At 62.5% G+C, this 15,429-nt stretch carries 15 protein-coding genes and 1 tRNA gene; 11 read left to right on the plus strand and 5 right to left on the minus strand.

What is annotated here, in order from left to right:
• Nucleotides 1-34: 34 nt before the first annotated feature.
• A complete protein-coding gene (locus AB0O87_RS10020; RefSeq protein ID WP_363514940.1) occupies nt 35-862 on the minus strand; it encodes an SGNH/GDSL hydrolase family protein in 828 nt (275 codons plus the stop codon).
• Nucleotides 863-969: 107 nt separating this feature from the next.
• On the opposite strand from AB0O87_RS10020, the gene AB0O87_RS10025 reads away from it, so the two are divergent.
• Nucleotides 970-2,754 carry a DEAD/DEAH box helicase gene (locus tag AB0O87_RS10025; RefSeq protein WP_363514943.1) on the plus strand — a complete coding sequence of 595 codons (1,785 nt, stop codon included), beginning with the start codon at nt 970-972 and terminating at the stop codon, nt 2,752-2,754.
• Between the two features lie 269 nt (nt 2,755-3,023).
• On the plus strand, nt 3,024-4,121 hold the full coding sequence (locus AB0O87_RS10030; RefSeq protein ID WP_363514946.1) for a VIT1/CCC1 family protein: 1,098 nt from the start codon (nt 3,024-3,026) through the stop codon (nt 4,119-4,121).
• A gap of 16 nt (nt 4,122-4,137) precedes the next feature.
• Here the strand turns inward: AB0O87_RS10030 and AB0O87_RS10035 are convergent, their stop codons facing one another.
• Nucleotides 4,138-4,899, minus strand: coding sequence for a polyphosphate polymerase domain-containing protein (locus tag AB0O87_RS10035; protein ID WP_363514949.1), 762 nt, complete (start codon nt 4,897-4,899; stop codon nt 4,138-4,140).
• Nucleotides 4,896-5,465, minus strand: coding sequence for a DUF4956 domain-containing protein (locus AB0O87_RS10040; RefSeq protein ID WP_363514952.1), 570 nt, complete (start codon nt 5,463-5,465; stop codon nt 4,896-4,898). The genes AB0O87_RS10035 and AB0O87_RS10040 overlap by 4 nt, the downstream gene beginning before the upstream one ends.
• 316 nt (nt 5,466-5,781) lie before the next feature.
• Here AB0O87_RS10040 and AB0O87_RS10045 point away from each other — a divergent pair, with 316 nt between their 5' ends.
• A complete protein-coding gene (locus tag AB0O87_RS10045) occupies nt 5,782-7,023 on the plus strand; it encodes an RtcB family protein (protein WP_363514955.1) in 1,242 nt (413 codons plus the stop codon).
• A gap of 153 nt (nt 7,024-7,176) precedes the next feature.
• Here AB0O87_RS10045 and AB0O87_RS10050 read toward each other — a convergent pair.
• Nucleotides 7,177-7,259: transfer RNA gene (locus AB0O87_RS10050), tRNA-Leu, on the minus strand.
• 112 nt (nt 7,260-7,371) lie between these two features.
• Between AB0O87_RS10050 and AB0O87_RS10055 the strand changes: the two genes are divergently transcribed.
• Together AB0O87_RS10055 and AB0O87_RS10060 are read left to right on the plus strand one after the other, a co-directional pair.
• Nucleotides 7,372-8,667: a M20/M25/M40 family metallo-hydrolase gene (locus AB0O87_RS10055; RefSeq protein ID WP_363514958.1), complete on the plus strand. Its 1,296-nt coding sequence runs from the start codon at nt 7,372-7,374 to the stop codon at nt 8,665-8,667.
• Between the two features lie 43 nt (nt 8,668-8,710).
• Nucleotides 8,711-9,535, plus strand: a complete 825-nt coding sequence (locus AB0O87_RS10060) for an undecaprenyl-diphosphate phosphatase (RefSeq protein WP_363514961.1) — start codon at nt 8,711-8,713, stop codon at nt 9,533-9,535.
• Between the two features lie 41 nt (nt 9,536-9,576).
• On the opposite strand, the gene AB0O87_RS10065 is transcribed toward AB0O87_RS10060, so the two are convergent.
• Nucleotides 9,577-10,425 carry a PAC2 family protein gene (locus tag AB0O87_RS10065; protein WP_363514964.1) on the minus strand — a complete coding sequence of 283 codons (849 nt, stop codon included), beginning with the start codon at nt 10,423-10,425 and terminating at the stop codon, nt 9,577-9,579.
• Between the two features lie 89 nt (nt 10,426-10,514).
• Here AB0O87_RS10065 and AB0O87_RS10070 point away from each other — a divergent pair, with 89 nt between their 5' ends.
• The 6 genes from AB0O87_RS10070 to tatA are packed head-to-tail and all read left to right on the plus strand — an operon-like array spanning nt 10,515 to nt 15,410.
• On the plus strand, nt 10,515-11,198 hold the full coding sequence (locus AB0O87_RS10070; protein ID WP_363514967.1) for an HAD family phosphatase: 684 nt from the start codon (nt 10,515-10,517) through the stop codon (nt 11,196-11,198).
• Entirely contained in the window at nt 11,195-12,214 is a 1,020-nt protein-coding gene (locus AB0O87_RS10075) for a tRNA (adenine-N1)-methyltransferase (protein ID WP_363514970.1), read from the plus strand. Before AB0O87_RS10070 ends, AB0O87_RS10075 begins: the two co-directional genes overlap by 4 nt.
• Nucleotides 12,215-12,224: 10 nt before the next feature.
• Nucleotides 12,225-13,136, plus strand: a complete 912-nt coding sequence (locus AB0O87_RS10080) for a hypothetical protein (protein WP_363514973.1) — start codon at nt 12,225-12,227, stop codon at nt 13,134-13,136.
• Nucleotides 13,136-14,128, plus strand: coding sequence for a WYL domain-containing protein (locus AB0O87_RS10085; protein WP_363514976.1), 993 nt, complete (start codon nt 13,136-13,138; stop codon nt 14,126-14,128). Before AB0O87_RS10080 ends, AB0O87_RS10085 begins: the two co-directional genes overlap by 1 nt.
• Nucleotides 14,125-15,120 (plus strand): WYL domain-containing protein, encoded by a 996-nt coding sequence (locus AB0O87_RS10090; protein WP_363514979.1) that lies wholly within the window; start codon nt 14,125-14,127, stop codon nt 15,118-15,120. The genes AB0O87_RS10085 and AB0O87_RS10090 overlap by 4 nt, the downstream gene beginning before the upstream one ends.
• Nucleotides 15,121-15,152: 32 nt before the next feature.
• Nucleotides 15,153-15,410: a Sec-independent protein translocase subunit TatA gene (gene tatA / locus AB0O87_RS10095; protein ID WP_363514982.1), complete on the plus strand. Its 258-nt coding sequence runs from the start codon at nt 15,153-15,155 to the stop codon at nt 15,408-15,410.
• The last annotated feature ends 19 nt before the right edge of the window (nt 15,411-15,429 follow it).

Here is a 15,429-nt window from a genome sequence, read left to right on the forward strand (position 1 = left end):
TGACCGGCGCGACGCAAGCGTCGTGCCGGTTGATCTAGTCGCGCGGCGGCAGAAAGACGGGGGACGGGTCAGGTCGCTTCGCGACCAGGTTGTCGCCAGACGACTGATGCCGCAGCCGGCGCAGTACCCACGGTACAAGGTGCTCGCGCGCCCATCCGAAGTCTTCGGAGCGGGCCTCGCGCCATGTGCGCAGCGGGAATGGCTCCGGCTGCATCGGTTCGAGGTCGTTGGGCACATTGAGCGTGCGCAACACCATCCGCGCGACTTCGTGGTGGCCCAAAGCGTTGAAGTGCAGACGGTCGTCGTCGAAGAACCGCATGTCCTGCACAGTCTTGAGCGCCCATTGATCGGCAACGATGCAGTCATGGCGTTCGGCGATGGTGCGGACGTTCTCATTGAAGATCGCTACCTTGCCGCGGAATGCGCGGAAGACAGGCGTGAATCCGGTGTCGAGGCCGGTGAATAGCAGGACGGCTGCGCCGGTTGAAGCCAGGCGTGCCACGGCGTCGTCGAGCTGGGTCGCCATCGCATCGGGGTCGGTGCCGGGGCGGATGGCGTCGTTACCACCGGCGCAAATCGATACGAGGTCAGGACGCAGTGCGACCGCAGGCTCAATCTGGTCGGCGACGATCTGCGCGATCAGTTTTCCGCGCACGGCCAGATTCGCGTACGCAAAGTCATCTACCTGGCTCGCGAGCACTTCTGCGACGCGGTCTGCCCAGCCACGGTGGTGGCCTGGATTAGCGGGGTCCGGGTCGCCAATCCCTTCAGTGAAAGAGTCACCGATCGCGACGAACCGGCGCCAAGGATGCGCAGTTTCGTTCGGAATATAGGGGGTACGAGTCGAATCCTGCTCTGGCATCCGGTCTCTCCTTCGCTTACGTTCTGTGGCGCAACGATGGCCACGGCGCAATGACCGAGTTTACCTGCACGGACCTCGCTGGGTGAGGGGAGTACCCGGAACACCCGATGCGTGAGCCAGTGTCGGCGGCAACGATTATCGTGGAGTCGATGCTCTCTCCGTCCTTTCCTCAGCGCGCCCCTTGGGGAACCGCGAACAAGCTGCGTGCCTGGCAGCAGGAAGCGCTTGAACGCTACTTTGAGGCAGAGCAGAGAGACTTCCTCGTTGCCGCAACGCCGGGCGCTGGCAAGACCACCTTTGCGCTGACACTTGCCGTCGAACTCATGCGTTCGGGTGAGGTCAATCGCATCATCGTGGTCGCGCCCACCGAGCATCTCAAGACGCAGTGGGCCGATGCGGCCGCCAAGGTGAATATTCGACTGGATCCGCGGTTCCGCAACAGTCACTGGGCTCCTGCGCGGCACTATCACGGCGCGGTGGTGACCTATGCGCAGGTGGCGGCGAAATCGTCTGTGCATCGACATCTGACCGAAGATGCCAAGACGCTGGTGATCCTCGACGAGGTGCACCACGGCGGCGATGCGTTGAGTTGGGGTGACGCGATCCGCGACGCCTATGGCCCGGCGAAGCGACGGCTGCTTCTTTCGGGTACTCCTTTTCGGAGTGATACGGCACCGATTCCGTTCGTGGAATACCACCCCGACGAATCAGGGGCCCGCATCTCGCGCACCGACTACAGCTACGGCTATGGCAGAGCGCTGGCAGACGGTGTTGTGCGCCCGGTGCTTTTTCACATGTACGCGGGAAAGATGCGTTGGCGGTCAAGTTCCGGCGACGAGCTGGAGACGCACCTCGGTCAGGACAACACCAAAGACGTGACTTCTCAGGCCTGGCGCACGGCGTTGGACCCAGAGGGGGAGTGGATGCCGGCCGTGCTTTCGGCAGCAGACCGGCGGCTCACCGAGATCCGGCATCACGTTCCAGATGCCGGGGGACTCGTACTGGCGACAGATCAGACCGTCGCTCGTGCGTACGCCAAAATCCTGCACAGCATCACAGGTCAGCAGCCGACCGTCGTTTTGTCAGATGATGCGTCCGCCTCGGAACGCATCGAGAAGTTCAGCGAAAGCAACGCTCGCTGGATGGTGGCAGTGCGCATGGTGTCTGAAGGGGTCGACGTACCGCGTCTCGCCGTCGGCGTCTATGCCACCTCGTCGTCGACTCCGCTCTTTTTCGCGCAGGCGATCGGCCGATTCGTGCGCGCGCGCCGTCGCGGTGAAGCAGCCAGCGTCTTTCTGCCTCAGGTGCCTGTTCTCATGGGGCTGGCGAATGAGATGGACAAGCAGCGCGACCACGCGCTGGACAGACAGTCCGCAGACGATGATGGTCTTGACGACTCGCTCCTCGAGAGCGCGAACCGCGAAGAAGACTCCTCTGACGCGCTGACGCAGGAGTTCAGCTATCAAGCACTCTCTTCGGTGGCGCACTTCGACAGAGTCGTCTTCGAGGGGCAGGAGTTCGGCCAATTGGCTGAACCGGGCACTCCAGAAGAAGAAGAGTTCATCGGCTTCCCCGGCTTGCTTGAACCTGAGCACGTGCATGAACTGTTGATGCAACGACAGACACGGCAGTCGCGTTTGCGTGAGGCTCGGGAAGCTTCGGCCGGTCCGACAGAGACAACCACGCTCCCCGCGCCGCTTCATCGCACGCTCAAGGAACAACGACAACTCCTGAATAGTCTTGTCGGCCTGTACGCGAGGCAAAAAGGCGAGCCGCACGGTGCTGTGCACGCGGAGCTTCGCCGTATCTGCGGCGGTCCGGCCGTCGCGCAAGCGACGGTCACCCAGCTGCAGTCTCGTATCGAGGTTCTCCGCAAGCGCGTCCGTTCCTGAGACCGGGGACGCTTCGACAGGCTCAGCGACCCAGTCGCGCTCCCTGAGCCTGTCGCGCTCCCTGAGCCAGTCGAAGGGCGGGGGACGCTTCGACAAGCTCAGCGACCCAGTCGCGCTCCCTGAGCCTGTCGAAGGGTGGTCCCTGAGCCTGTCGAAGGGTTCGGATCCCCGAAATGCTGTCAATTCCGGCGTGAGCAGGGCGTCGGCAGGGCCACACGGCTAGCGTGGAACGGTTGCCCGGACGCCGGGTCATAACTTTGGGAGGACCCATGCCTGTGCCCAGCGCACCAGAGCCGACAGCAGCCGATCGTCGGCGCTGGGCCCGCTACCTGGTCGAGGAGCGTGCAGAAGGTGCGGTCTACCAGAAGCTTGCTGCACGGCGAGAGGGGGAGGAGCGGGAGATTCTTCTGAGCCTTGCGGAGGCTGAGCGGCGGCACGAACAGCATTGGCTCGATCTTCTCGGAGCCGAGCCCGCACGGTTGCCCCGACCAGGTTTCCATTCGCAGTTTTTGGGATGGATGGCTGGTCGCTTTGGCTCCATCTTTGTGCTCGCGCTTGCTCAGAGTGCGGAAGCACGCTCTCCGTATGACGAGGAGCAGTACGCGACACCAGCGATGCGGGCCGACGAGAAGGTGCATTTCGAGGTGGTCAGGGGGCTCGCTGCCAGAGGCCGCCGCCGCCTCTCTGGATCGTTCAGGGCCGCTGTCTTTGGTGCCAACGACGGACTCGTCAGCAACCTCGCGCTCGTTTTGGGCATCGGCGCAACCGGGGTCAGCTCCAGTTTTGTATTGTTCAGCGGGTTTGCGGGCCTGCTCGCCGGTGCGCTCTCGATGGGCGCAGGCGAGTTTGTTTCCGTGCGTTCACAGCGGGAGCTTCTCGCGGCGACGGAAGCGAACGACGATGCCGCTGATTCAGCAGGCGATCTTGATATCGACGAGAACGAGTTGGCCCTTGTCTACCGTGCGCGGGGGATGGATCCGCTGGAATCTCTCGCGCGGGCTCGCCGTATCGTGGCCGCCGCGCAAAAGGGTGCGGGACGCACGGCCACCGGGCCGGTGCGCACCCCCGTTGGCGATCAGAATGACATTATCGGCGGCGACTGGTCGGCGGCCATCTCCAGCTTCTTGCTCTTCTCCTCAGGAGCCATCATCCCCGTCCTCCCGTGGATCTTCGGCCTGCAGGGTACGGCGGCGGTTGTCGTCGCTCTGGTGCTGGTCGGGATCGCGCTTCTGAGCACCGGCGCGATGGTGGGCATTCTTTCGGGTGGACCGCCGCTACGCCGTGCCCTCCGCCAATTGGCGATTGGGTTTGGCGCAGCGGCGATCACTTACCTTCTCGGGCTGATCTTCGGAGTATCCGTGGCCTAAACACCGGTTCCCAAGCTCAGGCCACGGCCAGAGCCGGCTCAAAGCTCCGCCGAAGCACTCGCGCCCACTTGTTCGAAGGCAGATCGGGGCGCAACGCGGCGAGTCCTGTGCCGTACTTACTGATGGTGGAAGGGCGGATGCCGTTTCGCCAGAGCAAACGGTCGAGGTCGCCTGTTCGCTGACCGGACTTCGTCTCAACGATCACCATGCCGGGCACGCGCATGCTCGCCCCGTCTGCGAGCTCCCAGGCGAGGTTGCGGTCGATCGTTGCCCGACCACCACCTCCGTGCGCCAGCAGTGTGGTCCGCTCGTAACGGGTGGCGAGCGTGGGCTTCAGCTCGTCTTCGCGCAGCCGGGGAATGCCGAGCGCCCCCAGGCCAACCGCGGCATATTCCCTTCCCTCGGGGGTGAGTTCGTCCCGAGCCTCAAAGTCGTAGCCAATGCGCTCTTTGACCGTGGTGCTTCGAGCACCTCGGGTCTTCAGCTCGAGGAAGGCACTCCCCGTATCGATGTAGCTTCGCGTGCGGAGCTTGAACCGGCGACGGCGACCGTGGGCTGCCATCCGAAAACTCAGCAGGTCGGCGGTGTCGAAATAGAGCGACTCGTAAGAGAACGCGCGGCGTCCCTCGATAGTGAGAACCCTGGTCTGTTCGGAAAGCTCGCCGAGTACGGCATCGGCCTGCTGTGCTGTCATCACATACTTGCGATCGACTCGGGTGAGCATCTCTGCCTCATTGACCATTTCCTCGAGCGAGATCGAGGAGAACTGCGCGATCATCGACGTGCTCCGCTCAATGCGCTGGGAACCTCAGCGCCAGCTGCGACGCGATAGCGAACGTCTACCTGGGTGGTGTCGTTGACGAAGTCCAGCTGCAGAATCGAGAGCTGGGTGACGGTGCCTCCGAGCAAGCGTTCGAGGTGCGACGCAAGCTCCTGCTCGTTGCCCTCAGCACGGTCAAGTGTCATCACCAGCTGCCGAGAGCGGGAAAGCAGGCGCGGGTGGTCTGCAACGAACATGGCGAGGATGATGAGCGCCATAAGTGCCAGCGCGATGGGGGAGAAGTCGCTCGTCAAACCGGAGATGAGGCCCAATGCGAGTGAGGCGAAGTAATACGCCACCTCGCGCTGAGAAATTTCGGACGAGCGCAACCGGATGATAGATAGGACGCCGAAGAGCCCAAGCCCCAGACCGAGCGCCACGCTGGAGCCCGCGAGTACGACGGAGACCGCGAGGACGCCAATGTTGACTCCGACGAAGGCGACGACGAGATCGCGACGACGGTGGCGGGTGTAATAGATGCCGAGCGCGAGGACCGTGATGGCGATGACGTCTGCGGCGATCATGAGGAGCGTGTACACGAGCGGTGTCCTTCAGTAGGTGGATGAAGAACTCCATTCCGCCAGTTGAAGCTATGTGCTTTCTATGTTCCGCCTATGGTCGGTAAATGTATCTAGTCCGGACGCGACGCACCCCGGTATGCCGTTGCTTCCGATCGCGGATCGTTACGAGCAGAGAGATGCTGTTATTGTCGACCCCTCGCTTCGGCGCGGACCTCAGCGCCATTGGCTTCGCGTCGCGCAAACCGTCATGCGCGGGGCTCCCCTTGCAAGTAGGCCCCGCGCAGGTGGACGACAGAAACCCGACCGAAGGAAGAAAACCATGGAAGCCCCGCTTCCCATCGCGCTCCGTGGCGCAGCAGCCCCCACGTTGATGTGGGCGAATGAGCACGAAATCGAGCCGTCCGCATTACAGCAGCTCCGCAACGTCAGCGAACTCCCCGGCTTGCACGGCCTCCGCGTGATGCCCGACGTGCACTGGGGTAACGGTGCCACCGTCGGGTCCGTCATCGCCATGGAGCAGGCCCTCGCGCCGGCGGCCGTCGGGGTAGACATTGGCTGCGGAGTAAACGCAGTACGCACGAATCTCACCCTCGAGGATGTGGGCGACCGTGACCTGCATACTCTTCGTCTGCGCTGGCAGAAGGTCGTGCCTGTTGGTTTCGCCTCGCACCAGCGGGCGGGGCATCAGCTGGAGGTTCTGCGCCCGTTCGAGCGGAAGCGCTACGAAGTGTTCCTGAACTCCATCGACGGGCTGAAGGCCGATCTCTCGGAGAGGAAGCACAGCGACGCCGACGTGCGCGGACGCGCGGCTCACCAGCTGGGCTCTCTTGGCGGAGGGAACCACTTCATCGAGCTGACCAACGACTCGACCGGTCGGCTGTGGATAACTCTTCACTCCGGTTCACGGAACATCGGCAAGAGCCTGGCTGAGCGTCACATCAGCATCGCGATGGAAGACCCTCGGAACCAGGCGCTACCAAAGCACCTGCGGGAACTGAGTTTGTTCTACAGGGGTACGCCGCAGATGGACGAGTACCTCCACGATCTGCGCTGGGCGCAGAAGTTCGCGATGCTGTCGCGCACACTGATGATGGAGACGGTGAAGGCCGAGCTCGAGGCGTATTTCGGTGACCGCGGTAAGGTCACGACGTTCGACGAGGAAATCAACTGCCACCACAACTACGTGGCGGAGGAGTTGATCGACGGGCGCATGATGATCGTCACCCGGAAGGGCGCGATCAGCGCCAAAAAGGGTGAGTTGGCCCTCATTCCCGGTTCCATGGCCACCGGGTCGTACATCGTGCGCGGCCGGGGGAACCCGCTGTCCTTCAACAGTGCGTCGCACGGTGCCGGGCGAAAGATGAGCCGTGCCGAGGCGAAGCGCCGGTTCACCACCGAGGACGTGGAACGCACGATGGTCGGCATTGAGGCACGCAAGGACGAAGGGGTGATCGACGAGATCTCACTCGCGTACAAGTCGCTCGATGACGTGATCACTGCGCAATCGGATCTTGTCGAGGTCGTCCAGAAGCTCGACACGATCCTTTGCGTGAAGGGATAGCACGTCGCCACACGCGACTGGGGTTTCGTTACCCTCGACCCCACCAAGAACGACCAACGCAAAAACGGTTGAACCCCCGAAACCGGGGGTTCAACCGTTCACCATGTCCGGACGCGAAAAAGGCCCCCATTTCTGGGAGCCTTTTCCATCCTGTGCGCGGAGGGGGACTTGAACCCCCACGCCCTTTCGAGCACTGCGACCTCAACGCAGCGCGTCTACCATTCCGCCACCCGCGCAGGTTTTGGATGATCGTTGCCGACCGAAGAATGACACTATCACGTTCTCTGCGGGCTCTCGAACTGAGCCGTACGCCCGGGCGTGGCACGCTATTTCGATACCCTTGGTCACATGACAGATCCGTCGCTTCCCGAGGTGGCTCGCATCGCGAGCGACCTGATTCGCTTCGACACTTCCAACTTCGGTGGTGGTAACGCGAAGGGGGAGCGAGAGGCTGCGCAGTACGTGGGCGGGTACCTCCAAGAGCTCGGGCTCGAGGTCGAGTATTACGAGCCTGTGCCGCGTCGCACCAACCTGATGGCGCGGGTTCCTGGCCGCGATCCGAACAAGCCTGCACTGGTCGTGCACGGTCATCTCGACGTGGTGCCAGCGATGGCGGAGGACTGGAGCGTTGATCCGTTCGCTGGCCTCATCAAAGACGGCATGCTGTGGGGGCGAGGCGCCGTCGATATGAAAAACATGAACGCCATGATCCTGACCTCCGTCGCCGAAATTCTTCGGAGTGGGGAGCAGCCGGAACGTGACTTGATTCTGGCGTTTTTCGCTGACGAAGAAAACGGCGGCGTCGAGGGATCCACCCTGGTCGTGCAGAACCGCCCAGAGTGGTTCAAGGGGGCATCGGCAGCCATCAGCGAGGTGGGCGGGTACTCGATCACCGTGGATGATCGGCGCGCATACCTGCTGCAGGTGGGGGAGAAGGCCATGATCTGGATCAGGCTGGTGGCGAAGGGTCGCGCAGGTCACGGCAGTCGGCTGCACGACAACAACGCTGTCGTGAAGCTCGCCGAAGCCGTCGCCGCAATCGGTCGCACCCAGTGGCCCATCAATCTCACGCCGACCACGAAGGAGCTGCTCGAAGGGTTGAGCGCGCTCAGTGGCCGCAGCGTCGACGATCCAGATGCACTAGCTGCGGCTGCGGGCCCGGCGGAAGCGTTTCTCCGGTCGACTTTTCGCACAACCTCGAACCCGACAGCGCTGACGGCGGGGTACAAGCACAACGTGATTCCCGAGCGTGCCGAAGCGCTCATCGATGTGCGCGTGATTCCAGGTACCGAAGACGACGTGCTCGCCGAACTGCAAGCGATCGTGGGCGACGACATCGTGATTGAGACCGTTGTGCGGGACATCGGCATGGAGACCCCGTTCGAGGGCGAGCTCGTCGAGGCGATGGTTGCCAGCATCGGCAAGCATGACCCAGGCGTGCCGGTCATCCCGTACCTGCTTGGCGCTGGTACCGACAACAAAGCGCTCGCATATCTCGGGATCACCGGATACGGCTTCGCGCCGCTGAAGCTCCCTGCCGATCTGGACTTCACAGGAATGTTCCACGGAGTTGATGAGCGAGTGCCCGTAGAATCACTTGTCTTTGGTCAGCGAGTGCTGACCGATTTGTTCCGCTCGTACTGAACGCGCAACGCTATGCCGTCCTGAATCCAACTGAAGGCCCACCATGCACCTGCTTGAAGCATTGATTCTCGGCATCGTCCAGGGACTCACAGAGTTCCTTCCCATCTCTTCCAGCGCTCACCTGCGCATCTTGGGTACCTTCCTGCCGTCTGGAGAAGACCCGGGCGCAGCGTTCACTGCCATCACTCAGATCGGCACGGAAGCTGCCGTAGTGGTGTTCTTCTGGCGCGATATCGTGCGGATCGTCACGCAGTGGTTCCGCTCTCTCGCAGGCAAGGCGCCCCGCAACGACCCAGATGCCCGCATGGGATGGCTCATCATCATCGGCAGCATCCCGATTGTTGTGTTGGGTCTGCTGTTCCAGGATCAGATCGAGACAGTGCTTCGTTCCATGTGGATCGTTGCGATCATGCTCATCGTCTTCGGTATCTTGCTCGGGATCGCTGACCATGTGGGAGCAAAGCGCCGCACTCTCGGCGACCTCACCTACCCGCACGGCATCGCGTTTGGGTTCGCACAAGCGATGGCGCTAATCCCAGGGGTCTCGCGCTCCGGCGGCACGATTACGATGGGACTCTTCCTCGGGTACGAGCGCGCCGCTGCCGCACGCTACGCCTTCTTGCTGGCCATCCCCGCGGTATTTGGCAGTGGTTTCTACCAGGTGTTCAAGAGCTGGGGCGAGCCATCGTTCTTCTCATTCGGTGACACGCTCGCCGCGACAGGCATCGCATTTATCGTCGCGCTCGGAGTGATCGCGTTCTTCATGAACTGGATCTCGAAGCGCAGTTTCCTGCCTTTTGTGATCTACCGCATCTTGCTCGGTACTGTGCTTCTGGTGCTCCTCAGCACCGGAGTAATCGCGGCCTGACCAGCGCTCAGCGCTAGCGATCACTCAGCGCTTGCGATCACTCAGCGCTTGCGATCACCTGGGCCATCGTCGCGACGACGAAGGTATCTCTCAAAGGCCTGCGCGATAGCGTCGCCCGATGCCTCTGGGGAATCCCAGGTGTCGCGGGTGCGCTCGAGTTGGTGAATGTACTCGGCCATGTCTTCGTCTTCCGCCGCGGCAGCGTCGATTGATGCTTCCCAGGCTGCTGACTCCGTGTGCAACGCCGTGCGGTCAAGGTCGAGTCCGGTGAGCTGCTCCAAACGGTCCAAAAGCGCGAGGGTGACTTTCGGGGATGGTGTTGCCGAAGCCACGTAGTGCGGCACACTCGCCCAGAGGCTTGCGGCAGGAATGCCGGCGCTCTCTGCAAAGTGCTCAAAAACGGTGAGCACGCCCACCGGTCCCTCATAGAGCGAGCGCTCCACGTCGCTTGCTTCGCGCACTGTCTCGTTCTGACTGGAAGAGAAGATCGAAATCGGCCGCGTGTGCGGAACATCGGCGAGCATCGCACCAAGTGTGACCAGGCCTGTGATGTCGTCGCGGAGTGCGATGTCGATGAACTCGGAGACGAAGGCTTGCCACGTGCGTGCGGGCTCCGCCCCGGTCAGGATCCAGAACTCCGGTCCCGGCCCTGGATTGCGGGGACGCCAGAGACCCGCCTCCGGCCACTTGAGCTGACGGCGTCCTTCGGCATCCATGCGCGTGGAAGGTCGGGTGTACTGGTAGTCGAAGTACAGCTCAGGGTCGACCGAGTGGACGAGGTCGTACTCTGTCGATGCGCGCAGCGCTTCGATCGCGCCGCTTGCGGCTTCTCCTGCATCGTTCCAGCCGTCGAAGGCGGCAATGATGATGCGTTGACCGAGAACATCCATCGAGGGCTCCCTTCGATATCGCAGATGTGATCCTTCCAGGCTAGTCCGCGAAAGCGGGATGTGCGCGGCGCCGGGCTAGCATGGGTTCAGTGAGCAGAAAGCCCAGCGCGGTCCTTTGGGACATGGATGGAACACTCGTCGACACCGAACCGTATTGGATGGCCGCCGAGACATCGCTTGTCGAATCCTTCGGCGGGACCTGGACGCATGAAGATGCGCTCAAGCTCGTCGGCAGCGGATTGCTCGATAGTGCAGGCATTTTGCAGAACGCCGGTGTCGAGATGGAAGCCGAAGCGATCGTCTCTCACCTCACAGACGTGGTGCAGGAATCTTTGCGCACCAATGGCGTTCCGTTCCGCCCTGGAGCGCGGGAGCTCCTCCGGGATTTGCGAGAGTCCGGAATTCCGACTGCCCTGGTGACGATGTCTTTGCGCAGGATGGCGCTGAACGTCGTTGAGCTGATCGATTTCGAGGCATTTGATCTGGTCGTCGCTGGTGATGACGTGGATAATCCGAAGCCGCACCCCGAGCCTTACCTGCAAGCGGCAGCGCTGTTGGATGTCGACATTGCAGAGGTGCTTGTGATCGAAGATTCCCCGACGGGCGTGCGCGCAGGTCTCGCATCAGGGGCGGTGACACTCGCTGTGCCGCACATCGTGCCGCTGGATCACCTCGGTGCACACGGACTCTGGCCAACCCTCGCAGGCAGGGGAGCAGCCGACATCACCGAACTTTTCAACAGCGAAGCCGCTGAGACAGGAACGAACCGATGATGGATTCATCTGCCCAGCGGCCCAGCGGCGAATTCCGCGCGGGTGATCGCGTGCAGCTGACAGGGCCCAAGGGTCGTCTGCACACCGTCACCCTTCGCGAAGACGGCGAGCTTCACACGCACCAGGGTGTTCTCCGCCACCGCGATCTGATCGGTCTGCCGGACGGCTCCGTCATCGCGAACAGCTCCGGTCACGAATATCTCGCGCTGCGCCCGCTGTTGCGGGACTTCGCGATGTCGATGCCGCGTGGCGCCGCCATCGTTTATCCGAAGGATGCGGCGCAGATCGTCATGCAAGCCGACATTTTTCCTGGCGCCACGGTTGTGGAGGCTGGAGTCGGCTCTGGGGCACTTTCGCTCTCGCTGTTGCGGGCGGTCGGGCCTGTCGGAAACTTGATTTCGTTCGAGCGCCGAGAAGACTTCGCCGATGTGGCACGCGGCAATGTCGAGACCTTCTTCGGGGAGCGGCCGGATACGTGGCGCGTCGTTGTGGGCGACCTGGTCGAGCAGCTCCCGCACGAAGTCTCAGCGGGATCCGTTGATCGTGTCGTCCTCGACATGCTGGCGCCCTGGGAATGCATGGATGTCGTCGCTGATGCGCTCACCCCTGGCGGGGTTGTGCTTTGCTACGTAGCGACAGCAACGCAACTTTCTCGCGTCGCAGAATATATTCGAGGCACTGGCCTCTTCACCGATCCCGATGCCTCAGAGACCATGGTGCGAGGCTGGCATGTCGAGGGTCTTGCTGTGCGTCCGGATCACCGCATGGTGGCGCACACAGGCTTCCTCCTTACCGCGCGGCGGCTGGCGCCAGGAGCTGTCGCTCCATCGGTCAAGCGGCGCGCGTCCAAGAGCAGTTATGGCGATGAAGACGTCGAGGCCTGGACGCCGGGTGCTGTCGGTGATCGCGAGATCAGCGACAAAAACCTGCGAAAGCGCGCCAGAGAAGCCGAGAAAGCCGCGGAAGGTGCACGTCGCGCCGCGGCATCGCGCGAATCCGAGCACACGACGGAATAGACTGGAGCGCGTGCGTAAAACGTCCGCCGTTCTGGCATCCCTCAGCCTCGCCGTCCTCACCCTGACCGGGTGCACCACGACAGCCTCCGACGCTGGCGACGCGTGCGAACGCGAAGTCACTGACAGCATCGCGAATGTCGCAGATGTCTCTGGCGAGCTCGGCTCCCAGCCAGAGGTTTCGGTGTTCGGACCCGTCAAGGTCGACGAGACATCGTTTGCTGACATCACGGTCGGAGACGGCGCCACACTTGCGACCCAGTTCCAGCCAGTGGTGATCGACATCGCCTTCTACGGCGGCGACAGTGGCGAAGCACTTTACGCTTCAGAGTTCAACGGCGACGAGAGCCGGGTACACAGCATCGATTACTGGGCACAGCGTTCTCCTGGCCTGACGCCGGTTCTGGAGTGTGCCACTGAAGGTAGTCGCGTACTCGCCGTGCTCACCCCAGAAGACTTCGGAGCCCAGAACGTCGAGGCTTTCGGCCTCGCTCAGGGCGAAGACATCGTCGCTGTCATCGACATTCTCGACGTGATGCCGACACGAGCTTCCGGAGAGTTGCAGTTCAACGATGCCAGGGGAATGCCGACCGTCGTTCGCGCTCCCGACGGCACCCCCGGTGTCATCATTCCTGATGTGCCAGCCCCGACCGAGATCACGACGCAGACCCTGATCAAGGGCGATGGCGAAGAGGTACAGGCGACAGACATCGTGGTCACCAACGTGATGGGTGTCGGCTGGGACGACAAGCAGGTCACCACGAGCTCGTGGGGCGCAGAAGCGAGTATCGGCGTTGCCGCAGAACAGCTGATCGGCGCGACTGTCGGCTCGCAACTCCTTGTTGTCTTCCCGGAAGCAGAAGGCACGCCTGCGACAGCTATCGTCGTCGACATCCTGGGCGCAGTGTCGGCGCCCACTCAGTGATGGCAACCCGGATCCCCGCGGAGGAGCGCCTGACGAATCTCGTCGTGGCGCTCATGTCCACGGAGATCGGGTTGACCAAGCAGCAGATTCTCGACAACGTCTCTGGGTACCGTCAGCGCGCTGACGCTGGTACCCGGTCCGATGCGCTGGAGAAGATGTTCGAGCGCGATAAAGAAGACTTGCGTGCTCTCGGAGTGCCGATTGAGACGATTGGTGAGGCGAGCGACCCCAACGATCTTCGCGAGGCTCGATACCGCATCCCGCAGGCAGAATACGACCTTCCAGGCGACATCGAATTCTCACCCGCGGAGCTTGCGGTGCTACAGCTGGCGGGGAGCGTGTGGAGCGCGGAGTCTGTCTCGGGCGATGCGCAGTCGGGGGTACGCAAGATTCGAGCGCTCGGCATCGACGGAGACGAGCCGATCATCGGATTTTCCCCGCGCATCACGGCGCGAGACGCCGCCTTCTCGCCGCTGCAAGACGCGATCGAGCGTTCCAAAGTGGTCGCTTTCGACTACTTGAAGCCTGGTGAAGACAGTCCTCGTCGTCGACGCATTCGCCCACTGGCGCTTGTAGATTTCGAAGCCCGCTGGCATGTGTTCGGCATCGACATTGAGGCTGAAGAAGACCGCACTTTTTTGCTGAGTCGAATCGTCGGCGACGTGCGTGCGGGCGCGCAAACCTTCGACCCGTCGCTCCGTGAAGGTGCGGGGGAGCGAGCACTGCGGGGGTTGGAGCGTGTCGCTTCCGACAACTTGGCACTGCTTGAAGTCACCCCAGGCACCGAGGCTGCCCTCCGCCTTGGCCGCCGCGCTATGGCTGCGCCGCAGGGTATTCATGTGCCGTTCGTCGATCTGCACATCTTCGCTGACGAGCTGGCTTCTTACGGGCCTGAGGTGCGGGTCGTCGAACCGGCTTCGCTCCGCGACGCGGTAGTCTCGCGGCTTCTCGCAGTGGTTGAGACGAATAGCGACACGGAGGGGGCACGATGAGCGCAACAGCGAAGCCGCTGCTCGCGGCAGACCGTGTTCGGCTCTACCTCACGCTCGTCCCGTACCTTCTCGAGCACGGCCAGGTATCGCTCGAAGAGGCTGCGGCGGAATTTGGTGTCACCCCGCGCGAGATGCGTGGGATGGTCGAGAAATTGACAGTCATCGGCCTTCCAGGCGAGGCGGGTTACTGGCAGCAACCGCAAGAGATGTTCGACATCAACTGGGATTTGCTTGACCTAGAAGACGTCATCGAGATCACTAACGACGTTGCGCTCCGGCGCGTTCCTCGGTTTACCGCGCGAGAGGCCGCCGCGTTGCTCGCAGGTCTGCAGATGGTGGCGGCGGTTCCTGCCGTGTCTGATTCTGGTCTGGTGGCCGGGCTCATCACGAAGCTCTCCCGCGGAGCAGCAGACGCCCCAGCCGATGTGGTCGTCGCCCCCAGCGCCGTCGACGAGGTGCGCGAGGCGGTCGCCAGAGGATTGAACGAAGGCGTCGCGATCTCGTTCACCTACCAGGCCCCTGACGCTGCTGCGATGACGCGCACCGTCGACCCGATGCAGATTCTCATCACCAACGGCCAGTGGTACCTCCAAGGCTGGTGTCACCTGCGCCAGGCAATGCGCACCTTCCATCTCGACAGGGTGAGTGCGCCGAGCCTGACAGATATCCCGATTACCCACAGCGAAGATCAGGTACCTGATGCGTTCGCCGGACTCGCTGACGAGAGTGAAGTCACCGTGTGCGTGCCAGAGCGACTGGCACCCTTGCTTAGTGGATTTGTTCCCGCAGGCGCGGTCGAAGCTGTCGGGGGACTCGTGACAACACGTCTTCATCTCGCTGATCCTCGTGGCATCAAGCGGCTGGCCGGGCGCTTCGGGGGAGCCATGGAAGTGCTCGAACCGAGCGTCGCACGTACGGCGGCAAGAGACTGGGCCGCAGCGGGACTCGCGCTGTACCACCGGCCCGATCCTGCGCATAGATCTGTAGAATAAAGTGATCGCTCACCAACGACGGGAATCTTGACATGTTCGCTGGAATGCAAGGCTGGCACCTGCTGATTGTGCTTGTTGTGATCCTTCTCCTGTTCGGTGCTACCAAGTTGCCGGCTCTCGCCAAGAGTATGGGTCAGTCTGCCCGTGTATTCAAGGGCGAGATGAAGGCGATGAAGGAAGAGGACGCCGCGACGGTGGACTCTACTGTCGCTGAGCCCACCACGGTGGTCGCTGAGCCCACCACGGTGAAGGACCCGCACGTCGGCCCCGAGACGCCTCCTCGCGCCTAACTGCTCGTGGCAACCATCG

Source organism: Microbacterium sp. NPDC076768 (assembly GCF_040687205.1).
GTDB lineage: Bacteria > Actinomycetota > Actinomycetes > Actinomycetales > Microbacteriaceae > Microbacterium.